This window comes from Sporolactobacillus sp. KGMB 08714, from assembly GCF_036598985.1.
Lineage (GTDB): Bacteria > Bacillota > Bacilli > Bacillales > Sporolactobacillaceae > Sporolactobacillus.
In genome coordinates this window covers 37,966-59,002 of sequence record NZ_JAUUBW010000034.1, presented here as the reverse complement: position 1 = coordinate 59,002, position 21,037 = coordinate 37,966, and the positions used below count along the sequence as shown (strand labels likewise).

Below are 21,037 nucleotides of genomic sequence, written 5' to 3'. Positions count from 1 at the left end.
ATTGCACACTGCCGCAATCTGAGCATCCATAGCGGCAGTCCGCGAATCTGTATAAAATAAAGACCTTTGGCATTAAACGGCCAACTGTAAATTGTGTCGGTTCGCACATGAAACAGTCATTCGGGCACTTTTTTCTGCAGACAATCCCCTTTGCCGGTTTGATCTTCTCATTTCTCGAGCAGTTGTTCTACATCAATTCTTGAATCAGTTTTTTGTATAGCGCATAAGCGGGCTTTGGAGAGTAATCGTCTCTCAGGATCCCGTATTGATGGAAAAGGTCGTCTTTATGGGTATCCGCATCTCTGAGTCCGAAAAGAGTATATTGCGAAACATGATATTGGATCCGCAGACTGTAAATTGTCCGGATCACTTTCTCCAGCACCTGCGACTGACGCTGATAAGATCTTTCCAGCTTAGTAAACGGGTGTTTGCCGGTCGGCCATCCGTTTTCAGTGATGCGGATCGGAACATTATCCGTGAAGCCTGCCGTTTTCAGATTGTTTCTGAGTTCCCGTAAAGCCCGTTCTGCTGCAGCGGAGATTTCCGGCAAGTCGAGCGGTCTCTCCTCAAAGACATCCACGTAGACGTTATGCCCGACAAAATCGACGGCATCCTGAAATGGCGCTTTGACCCCCGACAGCTGATTCCAGAAGTCCGGTACCGCTGCCGGGCCGTCCGGCACCGAACCGAACCCTACCGGAATGGAAAAACCCCGCTTTCGGCACTCCTGTTTGGCAGTCAGGACCCCCTCCGTAAGAGCCTGCAGAATATACGGCTTTGAACCTTCCATAAAGGACAAAATTGGGCTCATTGGTGATTTGCAGCGAGCACAGGGATGCATGATAGCGTTCTATGATTTTCCGGATGAAAGCGTACCAATGTTCCAGAGCAAAATTCTCCTGAAGCTCCGTCCAGTTTCCGCAGCCTATTGTCAGATCGCCAAGCAGGCCGGCAGCGCGGTATCGATCCGCCAGTGCAAACATCTTTTTCTCCCATTCGGGTGTATAAATCAGATAGACTCTTGGAGCCAGCCTTGCTGTTCCATTATTGAGGTCGGCAAGCGCAGCCTTTACCTTTTTATAGTCGTCCGCGGGACCCGTGGCCAGGCCAAAAGGCGTGCCCGCCGCACTCAGCGGATAGATGCCGAACGAGAACTCTCCTGACATGAGAAAATTCAACCTCCCATTTTTTGTAATAATGTGTTGACTTTGTGCAGCGCGAAACAGAAATCAAACTGTTCTTCCTCGGTAAGCCGATTGAAGCTTTTTATGAATTTCTGGTATAATACCCTCCATTTCTGCTCCTCCATAGCTTTCCCGGCCGGCGTTAGTGTGACCAGGACCGCGCGCTTATCCCGCTCATCAGGTCTTTTGATCAGATATCCTTTTTTCTCAAGCCCGCTGACGACATGGGTCAGTTGCTGTTTGGCTATTTCCAGGCCCTCGCTGATCTCTTTGAGGTTGAGAGCTTTTTGTTTGCTGTACATGAACTCCAGAATATGTCCCTGAAGGTGAGTGACTTTCATAGATCCCCTATTTAAGCCCTGATAATGAGTGAACAAATTGGAGATCAGCGTCACATATTCTTTCGCAGCCGATGGGTCCATAGGCAATCTCTCCCAAATACAATATAGTCCATATTATGTTACTAAATAATCAATAAATCAACTAATAAAGGAAATAATAATAAATTTAAGTTTACTAAAAAATGGCACCACTTAAATTGGGCGGTTTTTTGCACAGGAATAAAAAGAGGCATTTACCCATTTTTTCAGTCACTCTTTATCCTGAAAAGGGTACTTATGACGGGGGCTGGATACGAATCGTCGCGCACCTCTTTCCGATTTCAAGCCACCTTCTTAAAAAAGAATCGCCCGGGAGCCTAATTTAATTTTTGTCCCGGACGGTCTGGATGACATGGATCCGCTGCCAACTATGCCAAAATTTCGACAGAGCAAAAAATTGGATTGAATGATCAGATCATAAAAAATGTCTTTTTACAAAGGAAATATTTATACACGGTAAGCCCTCATATGAAGAATTGAAGAAACCGGCAACTGGGTGAAGCAACAAGCGGTCATTGGCCATACCATATAGACATGACAAAAGCATTGGAAAGAAAAAATTTAAGGATTAACTATAACCTAATTGTTTTCTATTCTGCCTGTATCTGAATTTTCCCTGACGATTTTTCTTCGATCGAAGAGACATAAGTCCCTCCTACTGCTGGCAATCAGAATTCTTACTCGATTTCGTTTGGCCTGATACGCTTCTTCCGGCGGCATGATGCCGTCTTTAACTGTCTACAGATCCGGCTTTACTCCGCTCATTTCCAGGACTCTCCTGCGAACCGTACTGACTTCATTGCAACTGGTTAACAGGACAAGTGTATCTCCGGAGCGGATAACGGTATCTCCGTGCGGGATAAGCTCATGATCGCCTCGACGAATGGCAATAAGAAGACTGTGACTGGGCCAGCTCACATCACGAACCTGCCGTTCATTCAGGCTGCTTTCAAGAAAAACCGGGATCTCTATCCGATCATTTTTACCGCTTAATTCATTTAACTTCTTCCCCAGATTGAGGCGGGTCAGGAACGACGCATAGATCGGAGCTCCTCCGAGCATATCGACAACAAGATAAGCGACAAGCGACACAACGGCAAGGGGCATTAAGTGCTGCAGCGATCCGACCATCTCAGTAATCAAAATAATTGCAGTAAAAGGGGCTTTCCCAATTCCGGCAAAATACCCGGCCATTGAGATAATCATCAGGTTCATGATATAGATATCAGGCAGCAATCCCAATCTGGACATAATCGTGCCGTAAATAGCCCCCAGCAGGGCTCCAAGAGACAGAATCGGCAGAAAGATGCCTCCGGGCAGTCCGGAGCCGTATGAAATCATCGAAAAAATAAAGCGAAGTACAAATAATCCCAATAAGATCATCAATCCGGGAATGAAATGCCCCATTTCCAAAATAGTGGCATTCCCTCCGCCCAGCGTATGCGGCCAAAAAATGCCGATCGGAATGACCAGGAGAAAGGGAATAAGGCCGTGAAAACAGCGGGGCAGTCTGATGAATCGGGCATACCATTGCGGCATGACGAGCAGCACTCTCTGATAAAAATAACCGAACAGGCCGAGGACAATCCCCAGTAAAATGAGATGCCAATACAGATAGAGAGGAAAACTCCTCGAGTAGCTGATATGTAAGACGGGCACTAAGCCGAAAAAGTTTGATGAAACAAAATCAGAACCGATTGCCCCGGCAAGGGAAGCCATCCAGACGAGCGGAGAAAAATTATGATAGATTTCCTCCAGCACAAACAAGGTCCCGGCTATCGGCGCGTTAAAGGCCGCGGACAGGCCGGCGGCAGAACCGCTGGCAATTAAAACCCGGCGCGATATCCCGTTGTCTTTAAGTCCCTGGGCCATACCCTGGCCTACAGCAGCCCCCAACTGAATGGACGGGCCTTCCCGTCCGAGAAAAAGGCCGGCCCCGATGCCCAGAACGCCCGTGACAAACTTGCGCCATAAAACCTGCCGCCAGTCCATTTCAAGATCTCCTGCCAGTTGGCCTTCAACCTGGGGAATACCGGATCCCATAATATTGGGCTGCGGCCTGACAATGAGACCGATGATGATTGCCAACAATGAACTCAACAGTATCGCTGCGAAAACGATCAGCGGATGACCCGGAATAAACTGATACAACTTTGTCCATAGATGCAATGATCCCTCAATGAGTATGCGAAAAAGACTGACTACAAATCCCGTCAGAATGCCAACTACCAAACCTTTTAGAATAAATAATAAACGTGTGGCATCGAATGCTGACTTTGTCTTAGCTTGTTTCAAGAGTCAAACTCACCGCTCTCGCTAAACACATTTCTTTCGTGAATAATCGTGACTGTACAAAATTAAAGATGCGTTGACCCATTTTTATGTAACGTTCGTTCAATATATGATATGAAGGGCAATCTCTATAAAAGACAATATTCCGTAAAAAAGGATACTTTGTTTAGGGTGCTTCCCTTTCTTTTACCATCCTGTAATTTCTTAAGCCAGTCAGGACTCAGAGACTAGCCTTGGCTTTCAATGGAAATCGGAATCAGTGGATAAACGGGATCAATTTATGAGTCGTCTTTTTTTAATCCTGAAATTCTTCACCATACTTTTGTTTTAAATGCTTATTCAACAGGGAATATTATATTATAAAAAATAAACATGCACAAAAACCCAATAGAGGGATAGGCAAAAACCAGGGATTACGTGTCAGCAGAGCCGATGCCGTTACCTGCAGCGCATCCCAAAATGATTGACATGCATCGAATAATAAAATAATCCACCCATAATTTTACCCGGTCAGTTATCTTCGCCCGTATGTTATGTATCTGCGAATTAAACGTTTTTAGGAAAGTCCTCCCTTCAGAAGTCTCAGATAAGAACGCAATAATGGGGTAACCAAGAATTAGCCGGCTGCAAAAAGATCAGGCAATCATAGCCCTTGTACGGCTTTAACGGACGGATCGGCCGACTGCCATTACCGCTGCCACCGCTTGGACCGAAAGCAGATACAGCTGAATTCGTGAGAAAAGACGAATAAGCGGGAGCAATGTAATCGTGAGAATATCTTCTATTTCATATGTTTCTGAAGGAATTTTGCAGAAATTCGATATTAATATCAACAAATACAATATTAGCTCATTGACCGGCAGCGCCGCGGAAGGACGGAACCATCGGTACAGGCAGCCCATGTGATAGTGGCAATTAGATACAGTCATTCTCTGTTTGGCTTCGACGGACACACAAAAAAAGCCACTCTTTCGAATGGCTTTTCTAACTCTATGATTTATGACTAGCGTTGTACCGTTACATTCAATGTGCGGCGGCCGAAATTCACCGCCTGCTGGTTGGAAGGCATGTGTACATCGATTCGATTGCCCTTAATGGCCGCGCCGGTATCGGCTGCCGTATAGGTCCCGAGGCCTTCAATCGTTACTTTCGAGCCAAGTGGAATTAACGATGGATCGACAGCGACGACGCGGGCATTCGAATGGGTTCCCAGATTCACTCCGGTCGCCGTCCGGCCGCTCAGCGAATAAGCCGTTACGACAAAGGATTGTGCAGAAGCCGTTGTCTGCGAAGGCTGGACAGCCTTCTGTACCGGATGTGCCGCAGCCGCAGATCCGGATTGATTTTGGCTGATCTCCGGCTTAGCTGCTTGACGAACAGGCGCTGTTTCCTGCACGGTCGATGTTTTCTGAGCTGTTGCCTGCGTTAGTTGCCGGACCGGCTCGTTGCTTGTTGCCTTTCGGTCGGCAGTCGGTTTGGTTTCAACAGTAGTCGGTGCTTTCCGGGCCGCCGTTTGTTCAACCGACGGCTTCTTCGCTTGCGCGGCAACAGGCGATGTTGCTGCCGGCTTAGTTGCTTTCGGTTTTACCGACTCCGCTGTTTCCTGCCCACGATTTTTCGCCGCCTTGCTTTGGAGCTGCTTTTCGCCGCTCAGTGCCTTTTGTCTGTAAAATTGTTGCCAGCGCGCTAATTTCTCCTTTTGAATTTCATTTATCGCCTGATCTAACGAATCATTATCGTTTTCCTGCTGATAGTTCACGTGTGACTCGCTTTTCTGCTGCGGCTGTTTGGCTTGAACTAAAGTCGATCCCGCCGTCAAAGGTACCGCCAGTCCGGCGGCAAGAAGCGCCGCCGTCACTTTCTGCATTCGTTTCAATCGCATGAAGCCTTTCCCCCTTAATATATGATGCTTTTCATGCGTCCTCATGAGCAATGACTGTTCACTATCGTTTCAACATCCTACATTATAGGGGACGAATATCACAAAGCGATTGAAACAGCGTTACAGTTATAATACGATCGCACGTTCTATATTACACTTGTAAATAATGCGTCAACTTTTCTCCCGCAGAATCAATGACCGTTTCTCGGACAACGGAATGTTCTTTGCCTCCCGTCTGAAGAAAAACGCGGTCATGCAGACGGTTCGTGACTACGACGCGGAAGACGGGGGATCCAGTCCGACCGGATGATTCTCCCAGGTGATCCGATTCATCAGGCGGAAAATTTCTTTCGCCTGATCCTCTCCCGGCATGATCAGGGCCGGACGATCCGGATCCTTGGCCAAGGAAATCGCACCATCTGCCGGGAACGCCGGACCATCGGGCTCATTTTCAAATGACTGAAGCAGCATGTCCGTCCGAAAAATTTTTTTACCAAAGTGAGAACGCGGTGCAGAATCAAATGATTTTGTCGCCGATCCACTCCTGTGTATTCCTCCTGATCCCAACAGGAAGCGGAGATCCGCGTTTCCCAGCTGAAGATCAGCCGGCGGTTTAAAGGATGGTTGGGGATTCCGCCAAAAAGAGGCTTCGGCACCTCCAGTTTCAGACAAAAACCTACAGGAATCCCTGAAGGCCGTTACCCTGGATAAACCGAATAATATTGTAAAACGGGATGGAACACTTTTTTGGGGGCCCATTGGCTTTTTTGATCAGGCCAGAGAAAATAGCATTCTGGATATATATGAAAAGATGGGGCCGATAAATTTATGCAACGTGAGTAATCAGCGGACAATCAATACAGAACAAGGGGCTAACCGGGCCATATACGAGGACTGACTGCCGATACCGATCAGGAAACGATCTAATTTTGTGGTTCCCGTGGCACCACAAACAATCAGATCGCAATGGTACTGCGGAATCACCTTCTCGATGATCGCTGACGCCGGTGAATCCTCACCAGTAAAAACCGAGACACTTTTTACTCCTTTGTTTTGTGCGATCTTTTTAAAAATTTCTACCCGGTCAGCGACCTCTGCCCGCATGTTATGGATTTGCGAGGTAAAAGTCTTTAATGCTGCCAGTGAACCTGTGTTTAAAAAAGAGACGATCAGCAGATGTGCATCGTATTTCTTCGCCAGATCGACAGCCACCCCGAAGGCTTTAGCGGCCTCCTTGGATTCATCGACAGCGATCAATATATTACGATAAGCAACTCCGCCATTTTCATTTACTGTATGGGATAATGTTTCCGACATAGTATCAGACTCCTAACTCCTAATTATAATGAGAATCATGAGCTTATCAAGTCAATTAAAGTTTCAGAATCTCTTCGACTATTTGATTTTAAATGAGAATAAGCCATAGGCCCCTCCCCTTCTTCCGGTGATCGGGGACAAAAAGCACAGCAGCCGGATAAGAGAGATCCTTACTATTTCAAAAATTAAACGGCTTTCGGCTTTCCCTATTGATAAAAGAAGGTCCGCGAAAATTCGGTTAATGGACGCTTATTTATCGAACATGCTACAATTAGTATATTCGCAAGGAAAAAATGATCAATAAAAAAAGATTTTTTAAAGAAGGAAATTGTATCATGTTAAAGAATAAAGTCATCTTAATTATCGGCGGAACAGCGGGCTTTGGAAAGCATGTAGCCATGCTTGCGGCCCAAAAAGGGGCTAATCTTATAATCGTCGGCCGGCACAAGGAAAAATTAGATAGCGTCAAAGCGGAACTTCAACAATATGGGAACCAGGTAGAGGGACATACTCTCGATGTTTCAAAAGAGGAAGACCTGAAAAAATTTTTTGATAGCATAGGAAAAATCGACCATTTGGTATCAACGGCCGGTGGGTTTATGGGCGGTGGATTTTTAGATGCCGCACTGGAAACTATACTGAAAACAATCCATGACAAGCTCTTTATAAATCTTCGTATCGCGCGTCTTGCTGCGTCTCATCTGAAAGCGAACGGCAGCATGGTATTTACAGCCGGGTCCGGCGGAAAACCCAATAACGCGTCAGGAGCAATTATAGGAAATGATGCGATCAGAACCATGGTCCAGGGCCTGGCGGTAGAACTTGCTCCCCGGGCACGCATAAACGCTGTCGCACCAACATGGACACGTACATCACTATATCGGGATATTCCGGAGGAAGAAGTCGATCAAACTCAAAAACTTTTTTCGGGTATGATTCCTCTGGGAAGAACAGCGAATATCTCAGAAGTGGCAATGACTTATATTTTCCTCATGGAAAACTCTTTTATTACCGGACAGACAATTGTCGTTGACGGAGGACTGACTTTAGTTTGATAAGGGCTGCTTTAGAAAAAATACAGTACGGGGTTACTCTTATACAGCCTGTTCCCGGCTCTATCAGAAATATTTCTGATAGAGCCGGGTCCGGTTTTCCATGAAATCTCCAGGCGTTCAGTCAGGCCGGCCTTCCTGACTTTTTCAGTCTCCCCTTAACCGCCGCGCCGCCAGCCCAGCTGATTTTGACCGGCATTGAGCGAACAGACCCGGTCCGTGTGATCTTGCTCTATCACCGCACTCCCTGCCGAAAGACTCACTCAGAACCGGTCCCAGCGCACGTCATAGATGGCCGGACGGTCTGGAACCGCTGTTTTTTTCCATTTTTTTCTTCTGTCTCACTTATCTCACGACTCTTTCATCCGGATCCGCGATGCCGATACTGGAAATCCGGTTAATTTAGACAGATCCCGGTCCAAACGGGTGACTCTCCTATGAGAAGCCAACAGTTGATCAACCGACATGGGCTTGTCTCAAGACAGCGCATCTCTTCCGTGCAGGTGTCTGACCCCGTCAGAAATTCGGAAAACATCGAACTTTGTTTCGTTTGAAAGCTTATCTGCCGCCACAAATCTTCTAATCGGTTTCTGTTCGTCATCTCAGCAGTTTGCCTCCGGCCCCCTTCAGATTCCCCCTCGCAGGGAACCTTTGACTCACATTCCTGCTGCCCGGCTTTCAGCGGATCCGCATCATTATCGTCCGTCACTCCGGACCGCCTAAAAAAGGCATGAACCCGATTGGATTCATGCCTGATAATTGTTTAGACTGGAGTTCTTTTTATTAATCAGCAGCCTGAAATTCAAACATTTTTACAGCGTCTGTTCTGTTCTGGCAATAATATCGTCCTGAGTTTCCTTAGAAAGGACAGTGAAGAATGCCGAATACCCGGCCACTCTCACAATTAGGTCACGATAATTTTCCGGATGCTTTTGCGCGTCAATCAGTGTCTCCCGCGAAACGATATTATACTGAACATGGTAACCATGAAGACGATTGAAGAACGTTCTCAACAAAGCGATCAGTTTCATGCAGTTTTCATCATTCTGCAGAATCTGCGGCGACATTTTCTGGTTTAACAGGACACCTCCAGTGATATCCTCCGTCGGTAATTTCGATACCGATTTAAAAACAGCAGTCGGTCCATCTTGATCCATCGAATGTTCCGGAGAGCATCCCTCAGCCAGGGCGGTGCGTGCATGACGGCCATCCGGCGTAGCCAGTGTGCTGTGGCCCTGACCGACATTAGCCGAAATTGAGGAGGTGCCGGCATAGCGGAGACCGCCGATCGGGCCTCGGCCATAACGCGTATTTTTATATTTCGAGATTTCATCAATATACGGATGATAGGCTTTCGCAATCAATTCATCCACATAATCATCGTCGTTGCCATATTTAGGTGCCTCGTTCAGCAACATCTGACGAATTCCTTCACCCTTTTCGCCGGCAAAATCACTCGTCAGCGCATCCCACAATTCCTGACGGCCAATTTTTTTATCTTCGTAAACCAGTTTTTTAACGGCAGCCAGTGAATCAGCAAGATTGGCAATGCCTACCTGCAGACCACTGATAAAATCATAAACGGCACCTCCCTCTTTGAGGGTCTTGCCGCGGCCGATGCAATCATCAGTCAATACTGAACAGAGGATGTCCGGGCAATCCTGTTCCAGGACCAGATCACAGGTGTTTTCAATAATGACACTCTGCCGCGTTATTTCACGAAGCGCTTTGTCCCAGGCTTTTTCAAGATCAGCATACGATTCCATATCAACGAAGTGGCCGCTGCCTTCCAGGAGCTTCTTTCCGGATTCCGGATCGACCCCATTATTCATTACAATTAACAGTGTGCGCGGGAAATTGATGAAGCTCATTCCTGTACAGCGGTAGCCCCATTTCCCCGGCACCGCTGTTTCGACACAGCCGATTGCACTGTAATTATACGCATCTTTTTCCTTGATTCCGCGTCTAATAAATGAAGGAATAATGACTTCATCGTTGTTGAATGCCGGCATACCCATGCCCAGCTTGATCACCTCAACACATTCGCGCATAAAGTCATCGCTTAATCCACGATGATAACGAACAGTCAGGTTCGGCTGCGGCAGATGCGCCTGAGCAACGCTCCGTAAAATCAGATAAGAAAGGTCATTTACAGCGTCCTTTTTTCCTGCTGTCTGTCCGCCGACTGTTACGTTCTGATAAAGCGGACTGCCGGCGCTGAATTCTGTATGCCCCCAGGAACGGACTTTGTTGATCGTCAGCGTCTTCATCCACAAGTTTGTCAGCAGTTCGCACGCCTGATCAGGCGTGATCCGTGCTTTGTCAAGATCGCGCTGGTAGAAAGGATACAGATACTGATCCATTCGCCCGTAAGAAACTGAATGACCATTAGATTCTATTTGGAGAACCAAGTGAACCAGCCAGACAGACTGAACGGCCTCATAAAAAGTCTCTGCCGGTTCGTAAGGAACCTTATTTAGAATGCGGGACATTTTCAATAATTCAGCTTTTCTTTCCAGATTCTTTTCTTCTTCCGCTCTTTTGGCAGCCAGATCAGCATAACGTTTAGCAAAATCCTTCATCGCCTTCATTACTCTAAGGCTTGCTTCATAAAAATAGAGCTTCTTTTGATCTTCAATATCGGTCAAATCCAATTTGCTCTTTGCGTCTATAACGCGTTTTTCAAATGACTTCAAACCGTAGTTAATCACATTTTTGTAATCTACAGCAATATGCCCGTCACCTGAAGTAATATTTCCATCAGCACCGATAATTCCTAAATCGTAAAAAACTCGGCTCTGTGCCGGAAAAGCAGCGAGTCCGCGATCTTCAAGCGTGTTATGCTGCCAGAAAGGAGCGATTTCTCTCAACTGCTTTTTTGTCTCTTCGGTGATATAAAAAATATCGCCGGGACGTTTTTCAAAAGTGTCCAGTTCATCAATAACCCAGTTCATGGAGTATTCCGGATAGACCGGCGCCCAGCGATTGGACCGGGCCTGATTTCCGGCAAGCAGGGTATCATTCTCAATGTAGATCGACATATGCTCCAGAATATTTTCCAGCATATAAGCACGTTTCATGTCAAGCTGTTCATCTGCATGTTCTTTATAACTTTGTGTAACCAAAATAGCCCGTTCAGCATCAATGTAAGGCTTGGCATCAAGAATTGTGTCCCGATAACGTTTCATTTTCGGTGTCAATTGTCCAAAATGCGACTTTTTTCCTGAAGCCGTTGTTTTAGCCGCTGATTCTGCCGTCATTATGAAGCCTCCCCTATATTGCTTTTGAATTTACTTATTCTTTCTTACGAAACCATAATAGCATCTAATGTAAACGTGATCAATGCTTATCCGCCGATTCTCTCTAATATCCCTGAAAATGGTCATTTGTGCATATTTGCTTATGCAGCTGAATGTAAACGATCACGCCGCTATCTGTCATAAGCTGGCCTGTGTCTGAATCCAGCCTGCTGTCAGTATAGATCTCCTGAACTTCATCCAGGTTAAATGGTTCAACCGGGCTTCTTTCATAAGGCTTGCTTGAATCCGTAAGAATCACTATTTTCTAACTGGACAAAGCCATCGTCTGCACCCTTTCGGCACTCATCATGTCATTCTCAAAGAAACCGGTTTTTTTATCAAAACCGTCCGTTCCGACAAAAAAGCCACATGAATTTTGTTTCGCAGCCAGACCGACGGTCACTTAAATCATTTTGATAAATTCCTCCGGAAACAACTGAATGGATGCCTTTATATTTTTTTATACAGAGAGTGATAAAAAAGAATTTTTAATGGGTATTATAACCTGTTTTGCCATGGCGATTTTCTCAGCCGGCAAGGTCCAGGACTTGGATTGTTTCATTGTCATGGACCGATTTAGCAGCCGATCAGGCGATTCTTTTTTTACATCGTAATTTTTGCCGATCTGCAGCCATATCGTCGGCATGATTCATTATTGCATAGCCGTGTTTTCTCTGAAGCAGCCCCTCGATTTCAGCCGGTCTAAGTCTTTCCTGACGATCACTTTTGATACATTCAACAATTCGGCCGGCGCATTTACCATCTATTTTGTCCGATCATTAACGATGTTTCACAAATCATTTTCACGTGACATTCAAGGTTCAAAATCATTGTCCCCCTTCCCGCACCGCATTATTATACTGAAGAGACAATATTCTTCAATTGAGTTTCTTTCACAACTTATACATATTTCAAGCGTAATAACCATGATATAATTATAAAAGAAAAATAGTGTATTAACAGAAGTGAGGTTTTAAGAATGGAAACGTTTTCTGAAAATAAGCTGAATCACACATTTCACAACGAAAAAAAAGACTTAAAGGGACTCATTTTTAATATTCAGAAGTTCAGTATCAATGATGGAGAGGGTATACGTACCGTTGTTTTTTTTAAGGGATGCCCGCTGAGATGTGCTTGGTGTTCGAATCCTGAATCTCAGAGAGCCCGGCCTGAACAAATGCGCGACGATACGCACGGGGGTTTTACAACGGTCGGAGAATATATGAGTGTCTCGGAAATTATGAAAGTGATCAGGCAGGATCGTGATTTTTATGAAGAATCCGGAGGCGGTGTCACCTTTTCCGGCGGAGAGGTCCTCAATCAGGCAAGGTTCGCAATTGAACTTGCTAAGGCGATCAAGGATGAAGGAATTCATCTCGCCTGTGAAACAACCGGTTATACGGCACCAAGTTTGTTTAAAGAATTCATTAAATACATGAACTTTATGTTTTTTGATGTCAAACAGTGGAACAGTCAGAAACATCATGAGGGAACAGGTGTTAATAATGAATTAATTCTTCAGAATCTGCAGACTGCTGTAAAGGCCGGAAAGGATCTTTTGGTCAGAATCCCTGTCATTCCGCAATTTAACGATACATTGGGCGATGCCATTCATTTTGGCGAGCTATTTAATAAGGTGGGAATAAAAAAGGTTGAATTGCTGCCCTTTCATCAATTCGGTCTCAAAAAATATGATCAGCTTGGCCGAGAATATATGTTGAAAGATGTTGCTCAACTGCATGGGGAGGATCTTCTGGACTATAAAAAAATGTTGAACAAAGCAGGCATCGCGGTCAAACTGGACGGGATATGGTCTCCTGGTACAGATTCTGTCGCTGCGCGAGAAACCAGAGACTGAATCAGTGCTTCATCCATTTACCATGAAATCGACTCGCCTTCAGAAGTGGATTCAGAGGTGATGTATTTGCAGTTAAATGTGATCTCGACATGGCTGAAGGGGCATGTAATAATAAATCGGATTAAAATCTGAATCGCATAAGGGCGGCTGTAAAATGAGAGATCTGTCCATTTTGATTTTCATGACCCTTATTGTCGGGTTACTGGTATGGTCCGGTTTATCCGGAATCAGGATCTTTTTCTTGCAGGCCCGCGGGCTGCCGCGATTACCCTCGGCATCATCGGCTTGCTGCTCTGTATGCTAGGCGTCAGTAAATTCATATCTGCAGCACCGGCACACCCCGCTGTCCATTCTGGGCTATTTATTGGGTACAGTCGCCGCAATCGCAGTTTTATCGCAGATATTTAAATGGGAGCTGCCATGGGTAGGAGATCCGCGGACAGCTCTGATTGTTCTCGCTGTCTGCATGATCGCAAAATCGTTTATCGCAAGGTTCTATTACCTGCTGAATAAATAAGGATGGAATCTCTATAAGAAAAATCAAATTCTCGAGGCTGCCGTTGCCTGATCTTAGATAGAGAGCCCTGATAAGCCGGAGCCGGACGGCAGCGTGGAGACATGATAAGCAGCAGAACCGGGCTGACCATAACCATAGAAAAATGAATGACTGCACTGGTGCAGATGATCAGATATTCCAAAGGTTAAGTTCTGAAAACTCACACCGCCGCTAAATAGGTAACCTACCCTATCCTTATCGCTTCTTCCTTCAAACGGCTTGATCCGATTTCTCTTAAAAAAGCATGCAGACCGTGGCCATTCAGATAGTAATCTTTTTATAACTGTCCATGAATTAATTAATCCGCAGAATATCACTCAGGGTAACAATAAATCTGTAAATCTTTTTTTATCTAATAAAACGTATTTTTCGTGAATTTTTTTCAGTCTATGTGTTCATGCCTCCATCGAGCCGCATCCGAAATCTGTACCTGGATGATCAAACAATCCGTATATAAATGAAACGAAATTTATTCCGCCCGTTCCTTTATGACCGCGTCCTTTCCCGACCAACGCTTTATCTAAAAATGCTTCATTAATTTTGTCTCCATTTTGATAAAAAGCTTGTTTCAACTGCCCGATGCCTTCGTACATGAGACTTTGACCGCCTGCCTTGTCGAACTGACCTTAGTGGTGGGCGGAAGAAAACGGAAAGCAATCATCCCTTTCATTCGCAGGGCAGGACCCCCGTCGCAAGGATGGCATTTAAGAAAAACCCAAATCAGCTTTTATGAGTATGAGGGTTGAATACTCATTTGTTCCCCATCCTCCCCGGTAAACTGGCTGTTAAAGAGTTCGGCATAAAACCCGCCTTTTTCCAGCAGCGTTTTGTGCGTTCCCCGTTCAATGATCCGGCCGTGATCGACAACAAGAATGAGATCGGCTTCACGGATCGTCGATAAACGGTGGGCAATGATAAAGCTGGTCCGATTTTTCATCAACGCCTTCGTCGCTTTTTGAAGATGCAGCTCGGTCCGCGTGTCCACGCTGCTCGTTGCCTCATCAAGAATCAGTATCGCGGCATCGGCCAATACCGCCCGGGCAATAGTCAGAAGTTGTTTTTCCCCTTCCGAAAGATTAGTTTTTTCCTCATTCAGTACTGTGTCATAACCGGCGGGAAGAGTACGGATGAAATGATCGGCGTGAACAGCTCTGGCTGCACCGATGATTTCCTGCTCCGTCGCCCCTTCTCGTCCGTACGCAATGTTGTCCCGAATGGTCCCCTGAAACAGCCATGTATCCTGAAGGACCATGCCGAACAGGCGATACAGGTTTTCCCTCTTCAGTTCATTGATGTCGGCGCCGTCGATCGTTATCCTTCCCCGGTCGCATGCATAAAACCGCATCAGCAAGTTGACAATTGTTGTTTTTCCCGCACCTGTCGGACCGACAATCGCTACCGACTGACCCGGCCGGACATCAAGGTTTATGTCTTCGATCAGCGGCTGATCCGCTTTATATCTGAAAGTGAGATGTTCGAAGCAGACACGGCCCCTGGGATCAGTAATGACTTCCGTGCGCCGATGGTCGCCTGCTTCTTCGGTCTCATCGAGGATCTCGAAAAGGCGCTCGGCAGAAGCGATTGTAGACTGGATAATATTCGAGATATTGGCAATTTGGATTAAAGGCTGGCCGAACTGGCTCGTATACTGAATAAACGCCTGTATATTGCCAATAGCAATCGTACGGCCGGCGACAAGAATGCCGCCGAAAATTGCGATCAGCACATAACCGATATTGCCGACAAACGTCATCAGCGGCATCATCATCCCCGAAAGAAACTGCGCTCTCCAGGCCGAATCGTATAAACGATCGTTAATCGCTCTGAACGTCCGTATCGATTGGGATTCATGACCGAAGGCTTTGATAATCAAATGCCCGGTAAACATCTCTTCGACGTATCCGTTGAGCCAGCCGATGTTCTCCTGCTGCTGCTTAAAATATCGCTGAGAAGGCCTGGCAATCAATAGTATGCCGACAAGGCTCAGCGGAATGGTCAACAGCAGAACCGCTGTCAGCAGCGGGCTGATCATTAACATCATCGTGATCACGCCAAGAAAAGTGACGATGGCCGTGATTGATGCTGTGAGGCTTTGCTGCAGCGTGTTGCTGATGTTTTTTGAATCGTTGACCACCCGGCTGAGGACGTCGCCATAAGGATGAGAGTCAAAGTATTTCACCGGAAGCCGATCCAATTTTTCGCCGACCTGGCGGCGAAGAATATAAACGATCTTTTGCGAAATGCCGCTCATCAGATATTGCATGATATAAGTAAATAATGAACTGAGTACGTACAAAGCCAGCAATATCAGTACTATCCGGCCGATATAGCGGAAATCGGGATGCGCTCCCGAAAGGCCCCTGATTCGTCTCATCATGCTTCTAAAAAGTTCTGTAGTAATATTCCCCATCAGCATCGGTGCAATAACCGTGAAAAGCGTACTTATAACTGCCATGGCAAAAACAGTCGCCAGTACTTTCCTATGCGGCCGCAGATAAGTCAGGAGTCTTTTAAACGTCCCTTTAAAATTCTTGGGTTTTTGCACCAATTGCGGCGGCGCCGGTTTCGGCTTCTGCACCTTGCTGTGAGAATATTTTCCGCTCATAACGTTTCCTCCCTGTCCATTTGCGAAGCGACAATTTCCCGGTAGACCGGGCAGGATGCCATAAGTTCCTGATGCGTGCCGATGCCCGCTGTTTTTCCTTCATTTAAAACGATAATTTGATCAGCATGGACGATGGTGCTGATCCGCTGAGCAGCGACGATCACTATTGCAGAATTTGTTATTTTTTTCAATTCTGCTCTCAATTCCATATCTGTTTTATAATCCAGTGCCGAGAAACAATCATCCAGCAGATAAACGGCCGGTTTCCTGAGCAGTGCACGGGCGATCGCCAGTCGCTGTTTCTGTCCGCCCGAAAGATTTTTTCCGCCCTGACTGATCAACGAATCGCAGCCGCCTGCCATCTTCCTGACAAAATTTTCAGCCTGGGCCAGGCGGATTGCCTGCCAGACTTTCTGATCCGTCGCTTGTTCATCTCCATACCGGACATTTTCAGCCACCGTACCGGTGAACAGTCCGGTTTTCTGGGGTACGTAGCCGACCATGCCGCGCAATCTTTTCAGAGAGAGTTTCCTGATATCGACGCCGTTGAAAAGAATATTTCCGCTTTCAGGTTCATAAAATCTCAAGATAAGATTCAGCAACGTTGATTTCCCCGCTCCTGTGCCGCCTATAACTGCCGTCGTTTCTCCCGGGCGAGCTGCAAATGACAAATGGGAGAGGGCCGGCTTTTCAGCACCGGGATAATAGTGTGTTACATCTTTGAACACGATGCCCGGTTCACTGTCTGCCGGCGAAAGATGAACCCTTGCCCCGTTATTATCGGCAGCGGTTCGGATATCCAGCACCTCATTGATCCGCGCGGCAGAAATCTGGGCTCTCGGAATCATGATAAAGAGCATCGCGCCCATCAGAATGGAAACCATGATCAGCATCGCATATTGTATAAAGGCCATCAGATCGCCGACCTGAATGGCGCCAACGTCGATACGCATGCTTCCGAACCAGACAATCGCAATAAGCGCTAGATTCATAATCAGCATGATCAGCGGTACGGCCGCCGCCATGATTTGATTCACGCGAATCGCGGTCTGTGTTATTTCACGATTGGCCCGATTGAAGCGGCCAAGTTCGTGTTTCGTCTGATTGAAAGAACGAATAACGCGGATCCCCGTCAATATTTCGCGAAGAATCAGATTCAGTCGATCCGTTTTCACCTGAATTTGTTTAAATAACGGCAGCCCCTTTTTGGCAAGGACCAGGATAGAAAGGAAAATAAGCGGCAGCACCACAGCAAGGACAAGGGATAACCGGGCATCTTTATAAACCGCCATGATCAACCCGCCGATACACATCAATGGCGCCGTAGCTATCATTTTAAGAATCATCATACAGACTTGTTCAACTTGGGCAACATCATTTGTCGTCCGCGTAATCAGGGAAGCCGTACCGACTTGATCGAATGCCTGCAGCGGGAAAGCCTCCACGCGCGCAAATAATCGGTTGCGGACGTCGCGGCCAAAACCGGCCGCCGCCTTTGAAGCCAAATAATTAGCCGTCAAAGTAAATCCTCCGGCCAAAAGCGTCACAAGCAGCATGACGATTCCCAACTTCCAAATGTAAGGCAAATCCTTTTTGACAATACCCGTGTCAACAATTTCCGCCATGATAGTCGGCAAAAACAGATCGGCAAGAGATTCTAAAAAGACAAAAACGAGTGAAAAAACAATCGGCCAGCGATAGGGCAGCAGATATTTTGATAAACGAATCATAACTTGCATCCTCCGATTCGGGCTGATTTCCATTTTATCTAATCCGGGCAGAATGAAAACGATTCCGCTATTCGGCCTGAAGAAAGGGGAAGAGGATCTTTCTCTTTCTCCTTCCTTGTCCGAAATGGAACGCACTCGTTCGGCATTCAGTCCCGGTCCTCAGGTTCTAAAAAGGCGGCTCACTTTCCCCGATTCCCGCCTGCTTAAATATGACGGGACGCTTCTCGGTTCTTAAGATCCCAGACCGCGATCACCCTTCCTGGAACGCGGTTTCCGGCCAGCCCGTTTCAGCTTCTGCCGGGAGTTCTTTTTTTTCAGTTCATCGAGGATCAGAAAAAGAAATCGAGTATCAGTCATTAAATATCGCCTGAACAGTCTTCGCGGCTCATGAACAAACCGCCAGAACCATTCCAATCCAGTCCGCTGCAGAAGGTGCGGAGCTCTTTTAAAAATTCCGGCTTCAAAATCAAAAGAAGCACCGATTCCTAAAGAAACCGGAACCTTGAGTTGACGCAGATTATTAAAAATCCACTTTTCCTGTTTCGGGGTTCCGACGCCGACAAACAGAATGTCCGGTGATGCTGCATTGATCATTTTAATAATTTTTCGGGTTTCTCTGTCATCCCTTTCAAACCCCAGCGGCGGTGAATAAATGCCGACGATATTCAGCGGGCCGAATTTTTTTGACAAATTGTCGGCCGCCTTTCGGGCAACACCCTCGCGCGCTCCTAAAAAGAACAGCTTTACCTGTCGTGAAACAGAAGCTTTGCAAACAAGCGGAAAGAGATCGGAACCGGATACTCTCTCTTTCAACGGCTGTCCCAGCAATTTAGACCCCCAAACTATCGGCTGCCCGTCAGCCAGGATAAGTGCTGCATGATCATAGACTTTTTTAAACTCATCGTCAGTCTGAAGCCTCATAATATGATCAACATTGGGTGTGACGACATAATCATAGGAATTTTTATTAGTACCCATTTCAATCACATATTCTGCAGCCTCTTCTAAGCCGACATTGTCAATTTCAATCGAAAACATCGCGATTTTTTTCATGTTTGCACCTTTAATTAAAAATAGCCGTATAGTTATTTTTGATTCTTGAAACCGTTCATTTCACAAAAATCGGCTGTTATCCGTCGCTTGACCGGCTTTTCTTGACCGCTTCGATGTCAAAAGTCCCGTCGTGAACGCAGAAAGGCTTATCCGCGGGCTTCGGTCATTGACCGCGGGGACTGAACCGTTCGCAAATAAATTTCGGGTTTCTCAAAGTCCCAGCGGCTTGCCGCTTAGCGGCGGAGAAGCCGATACCAGCGAGACAATCATTTCTAATAAACCGCTTAATAATGATCAAACAGATAATGCAGAAAACTCAGTTGAAATAATACAATAATGTCCTCGGCCGCCCTATGATTGCTAATGCCGGCTGCTGCGGTAAACAGTGCGCCCATCGGCGTCTGGACGATCGACGACATGGCTCTTTCAGAAAATCGTTATAAAGCGTTGCGTGATTTCAAGATTCCGATTCTCCCGATTCCAGCAGCATCCGGCCTTACACAGGATCATGACTGTTTTCGATAAAATAGCTGCCGTGCTTATTCATTTGGAGGGAAAAAGGATCCTCCGTCTCAATCGCTGCATGTCCCTTATACCGATTGGAACGGAATTGGGCAGCTAGACTGTCTGAATGGCGGATAGATTTTTCAGCTTATTAAAAAGCTTTCTTACTCCATCACTCAGAACCTTATATGTGTGCAGTAGCTTTTCGTCCGGAAAATTCATCCTGTATCATGCTGGATGCTTTATTATGCGGCGCAGCGATGATCGCAATCTCAAAGATGGCTGTCGGCGCGCCCATGAGGTAAGAAAATTTCTCCATTTCTTGCTCCTACTTTTAAGAACCGTTTATATGTCGTCGGCTGTCTTTCAGCCGGGTTACTGCACCCTGACCGCTGTCTTTTTTTATCCGGCGGCACGCCGGACACATTCAATCTTGCCGTCTTTCATTTCAATAACCTTATCCCCCAACTGGGACAGCTCGGAAGAATGGGTGACAACCAATACAATTTTGCCTCGTTCTGCGATTGACTTGAGAATCGCCATCACTTGCTTTGAACTCTTGGAATCCAGCGTTCCGGTCGGCTCATCCGCCAGCATAATATCCGGGTCGTTGGCCAGGGCTCTGGCGATTGCCACTCTTTGCTTTTTTCCGCCGCTTAATTGACTGAGTATGTAATCATATCGGTTCTTTAACCCCACGCTGTCCAATAACGCTTTCGCTCTTTTTCCCCGCTCGCTTTTAGGTATTTTGTTTGAGGTCATACTGATTTCAACATTTTTTAAAGCTGAAAGGTGCGGAATCAAGCTGAAACTTTGAAAGATGAACCCTATATTTTTCGCTCTGAAGCTCGACCAATCCTTTTCAGAGAAACTTTTGACATCTTTTTCATTAAAGAGATATTCTCCCCCGTCGTAATCGTCAAGCCCGCCAAGAATATTAAAAAGTGTGGATTTCCCGCAGCCCGATTCGCCGGTCAGGCAGGTCATCTCTCCGGGAACTAATGTAATATTAATGTCTTTTAATATTGGGATACTTTTTTTGTTTAAAGTGTAATGCTTTTGCAGATTTTTAATTGAAATCAAGATGTCTGTTCCTCCTTAAGACCGGCAAAAACGTTTTTTAGAAGATGAAAGGCCATACCGTTCTTCACACAGTGGCCGATGATATTTCAGGATGGAAGCCCGCCGCTGCAGACCCTCTGATTTAAAGTAACAGTGCCTTAATTAAAAAAAATGAGTGTCAGGAGAGAGTCACCATAGGAAGGAAAAACTCCTAACACCCATTTTTCTCTATCTATGAAACCAGACAAGGAACCTTTTAACCA

Annotated in this window: 16 protein-coding genes; 2 read left to right on the top strand and 14 right to left on the bottom strand. The window is 46.2% G+C overall.

Features of this window, described 5'->3' with window-relative positions; translation table 11 throughout:
• Positions 1–187 precede the first annotated feature (187 nt).
• The 7 genes from Q6A92_RS14430 to Q6A92_RS14400 form a co-directional block, all read right to left on the bottom strand.
• Positions 188–550: a hypothetical protein gene (locus tag Q6A92_RS14430; protein ID WP_332238519.1), complete on the bottom strand. Its 363-nt coding sequence runs from the start codon at positions 548–550 to the stop codon at positions 188–190.
• Between the two features lie 37 nt (positions 551–587).
• Positions 588–1,166 carry a hypothetical protein gene (locus tag Q6A92_RS14425; protein ID WP_332238518.1) on the bottom strand — a complete coding sequence of 193 codons (579 nt, stop codon included), beginning with the start codon at positions 1,164–1,166 and terminating at the stop codon, positions 588–590.
• A gap of 8 nt (positions 1,167–1,174) precedes the next feature.
• Positions 1,175–1,606 (bottom strand): MarR family winged helix-turn-helix transcriptional regulator, encoded by a 432-nt coding sequence (locus Q6A92_RS14420; RefSeq protein WP_332238517.1) that lies wholly within the window; start codon positions 1,604–1,606, stop codon positions 1,175–1,177.
• 696 nt (positions 1,607–2,302) lie between these two features.
• The gene (locus Q6A92_RS14415) at positions 2,303–3,859 is read right to left on the bottom strand and encodes a ClC family H(+)/Cl(-) exchange transporter (protein WP_332238516.1); all 1,557 of its coding nucleotides are present in this window, start codon (positions 3,857–3,859) and stop codon (positions 2,303–2,305) included.
• Between the two features lie 1,000 nt (positions 3,860–4,859).
• Positions 4,860–5,738, bottom strand: a complete 879-nt coding sequence (locus Q6A92_RS14410; protein ID WP_332238515.1) for a 3D domain-containing protein — start codon at positions 5,736–5,738, stop codon at positions 4,860–4,862.
• Positions 5,739–6,008: 270 nt separating this feature from the next.
• Positions 6,009–6,143, bottom strand: coding sequence for a hypothetical protein (locus Q6A92_RS14405; RefSeq protein WP_332238514.1), 135 nt, complete (start codon positions 6,141–6,143; stop codon positions 6,009–6,011).
• 438 nt (positions 6,144–6,581) lie between these two features.
• Complete coding sequence (locus Q6A92_RS14400) at positions 6,582–7,055, bottom strand: universal stress protein (protein ID WP_332238513.1); 474 nt, start codon at positions 7,053–7,055, stop codon at positions 6,582–6,584.
• 335 nt (positions 7,056–7,390) lie between these two features.
• Between Q6A92_RS14400 and Q6A92_RS14395 the strand changes: the two genes are divergently transcribed.
• On the top strand, positions 7,391–8,110 hold the full coding sequence (locus Q6A92_RS14395; RefSeq protein ID WP_332238512.1) for an SDR family NAD(P)-dependent oxidoreductase: 720 nt from the start codon (positions 7,391–7,393) through the stop codon (positions 8,108–8,110).
• An 809-nt stretch (positions 8,111–8,919) separates the two neighbouring features.
• Here the strand turns inward: Q6A92_RS14395 and Q6A92_RS14390 are convergent.
• Positions 8,920–11,367, bottom strand: coding sequence for a glycyl radical protein (locus tag Q6A92_RS14390; protein ID WP_332238511.1), 2,448 nt, complete (start codon positions 11,365–11,367; stop codon positions 8,920–8,922).
• A 1,018-nt stretch (positions 11,368–12,385) separates the two neighbouring features.
• On the opposite strand from Q6A92_RS14390, the gene Q6A92_RS14385 reads away from it, so the two are divergent.
• The gene (locus Q6A92_RS14385) at positions 12,386–13,264 is read left to right on the top strand and encodes a glycyl-radical enzyme activating protein (protein ID WP_332238510.1); all 879 of its coding nucleotides are present in this window, start codon (positions 12,386–12,388) and stop codon (positions 13,262–13,264) included.
• A gap of 951 nt (positions 13,265–14,215) precedes the next feature.
• Here the strand turns inward: Q6A92_RS14385 and Q6A92_RS14380 are convergent.
• From Q6A92_RS14380 to Q6A92_RS14355, 6 genes are all read right to left on the bottom strand, one after another.
• Entirely contained in the window at positions 14,216–14,392 is a 177-nt protein-coding gene (locus Q6A92_RS14380) for a hypothetical protein (protein ID WP_332238509.1), read from the bottom strand.
• Between the two features lie 155 nt (positions 14,393–14,547).
• Positions 14,548–16,425 carry an ABC transporter ATP-binding protein gene (locus Q6A92_RS14375; protein ID WP_274400851.1) on the bottom strand — a complete coding sequence of 626 codons (1,878 nt, stop codon included), beginning with the start codon at positions 16,423–16,425 and terminating at the stop codon, positions 14,548–14,550.
• Complete coding sequence (locus Q6A92_RS14370) at positions 16,422–18,155, bottom strand: ABC transporter ATP-binding protein (RefSeq protein ID WP_274400852.1); 1,734 nt, start codon at positions 18,153–18,155, stop codon at positions 16,422–16,424. Before Q6A92_RS14370 ends, Q6A92_RS14375 begins: the two co-directional genes overlap by 4 nt.
• Positions 18,156–18,386: 231 nt before the next feature.
• A complete protein-coding gene (locus Q6A92_RS14365; protein ID WP_274400856.1) occupies positions 18,387–19,208 on the bottom strand; it encodes a WecB/TagA/CpsF family glycosyltransferase in 822 nt (273 codons plus the stop codon).
• Positions 19,209–19,896: 688 nt separating this feature from the next.
• A complete protein-coding gene (locus Q6A92_RS14360; protein WP_274400857.1) occupies positions 19,897–20,031 on the bottom strand; it encodes a hypothetical protein in 135 nt (44 codons plus the stop codon).
• An 83-nt stretch (positions 20,032–20,114) separates the two neighbouring features.
• Complete coding sequence (locus tag Q6A92_RS14355; protein WP_274400859.1) at positions 20,115–20,795, bottom strand: ABC transporter ATP-binding protein; 681 nt, start codon at positions 20,793–20,795, stop codon at positions 20,115–20,117.
• Positions 20,796–21,037 lie beyond the last annotated feature (242 nt).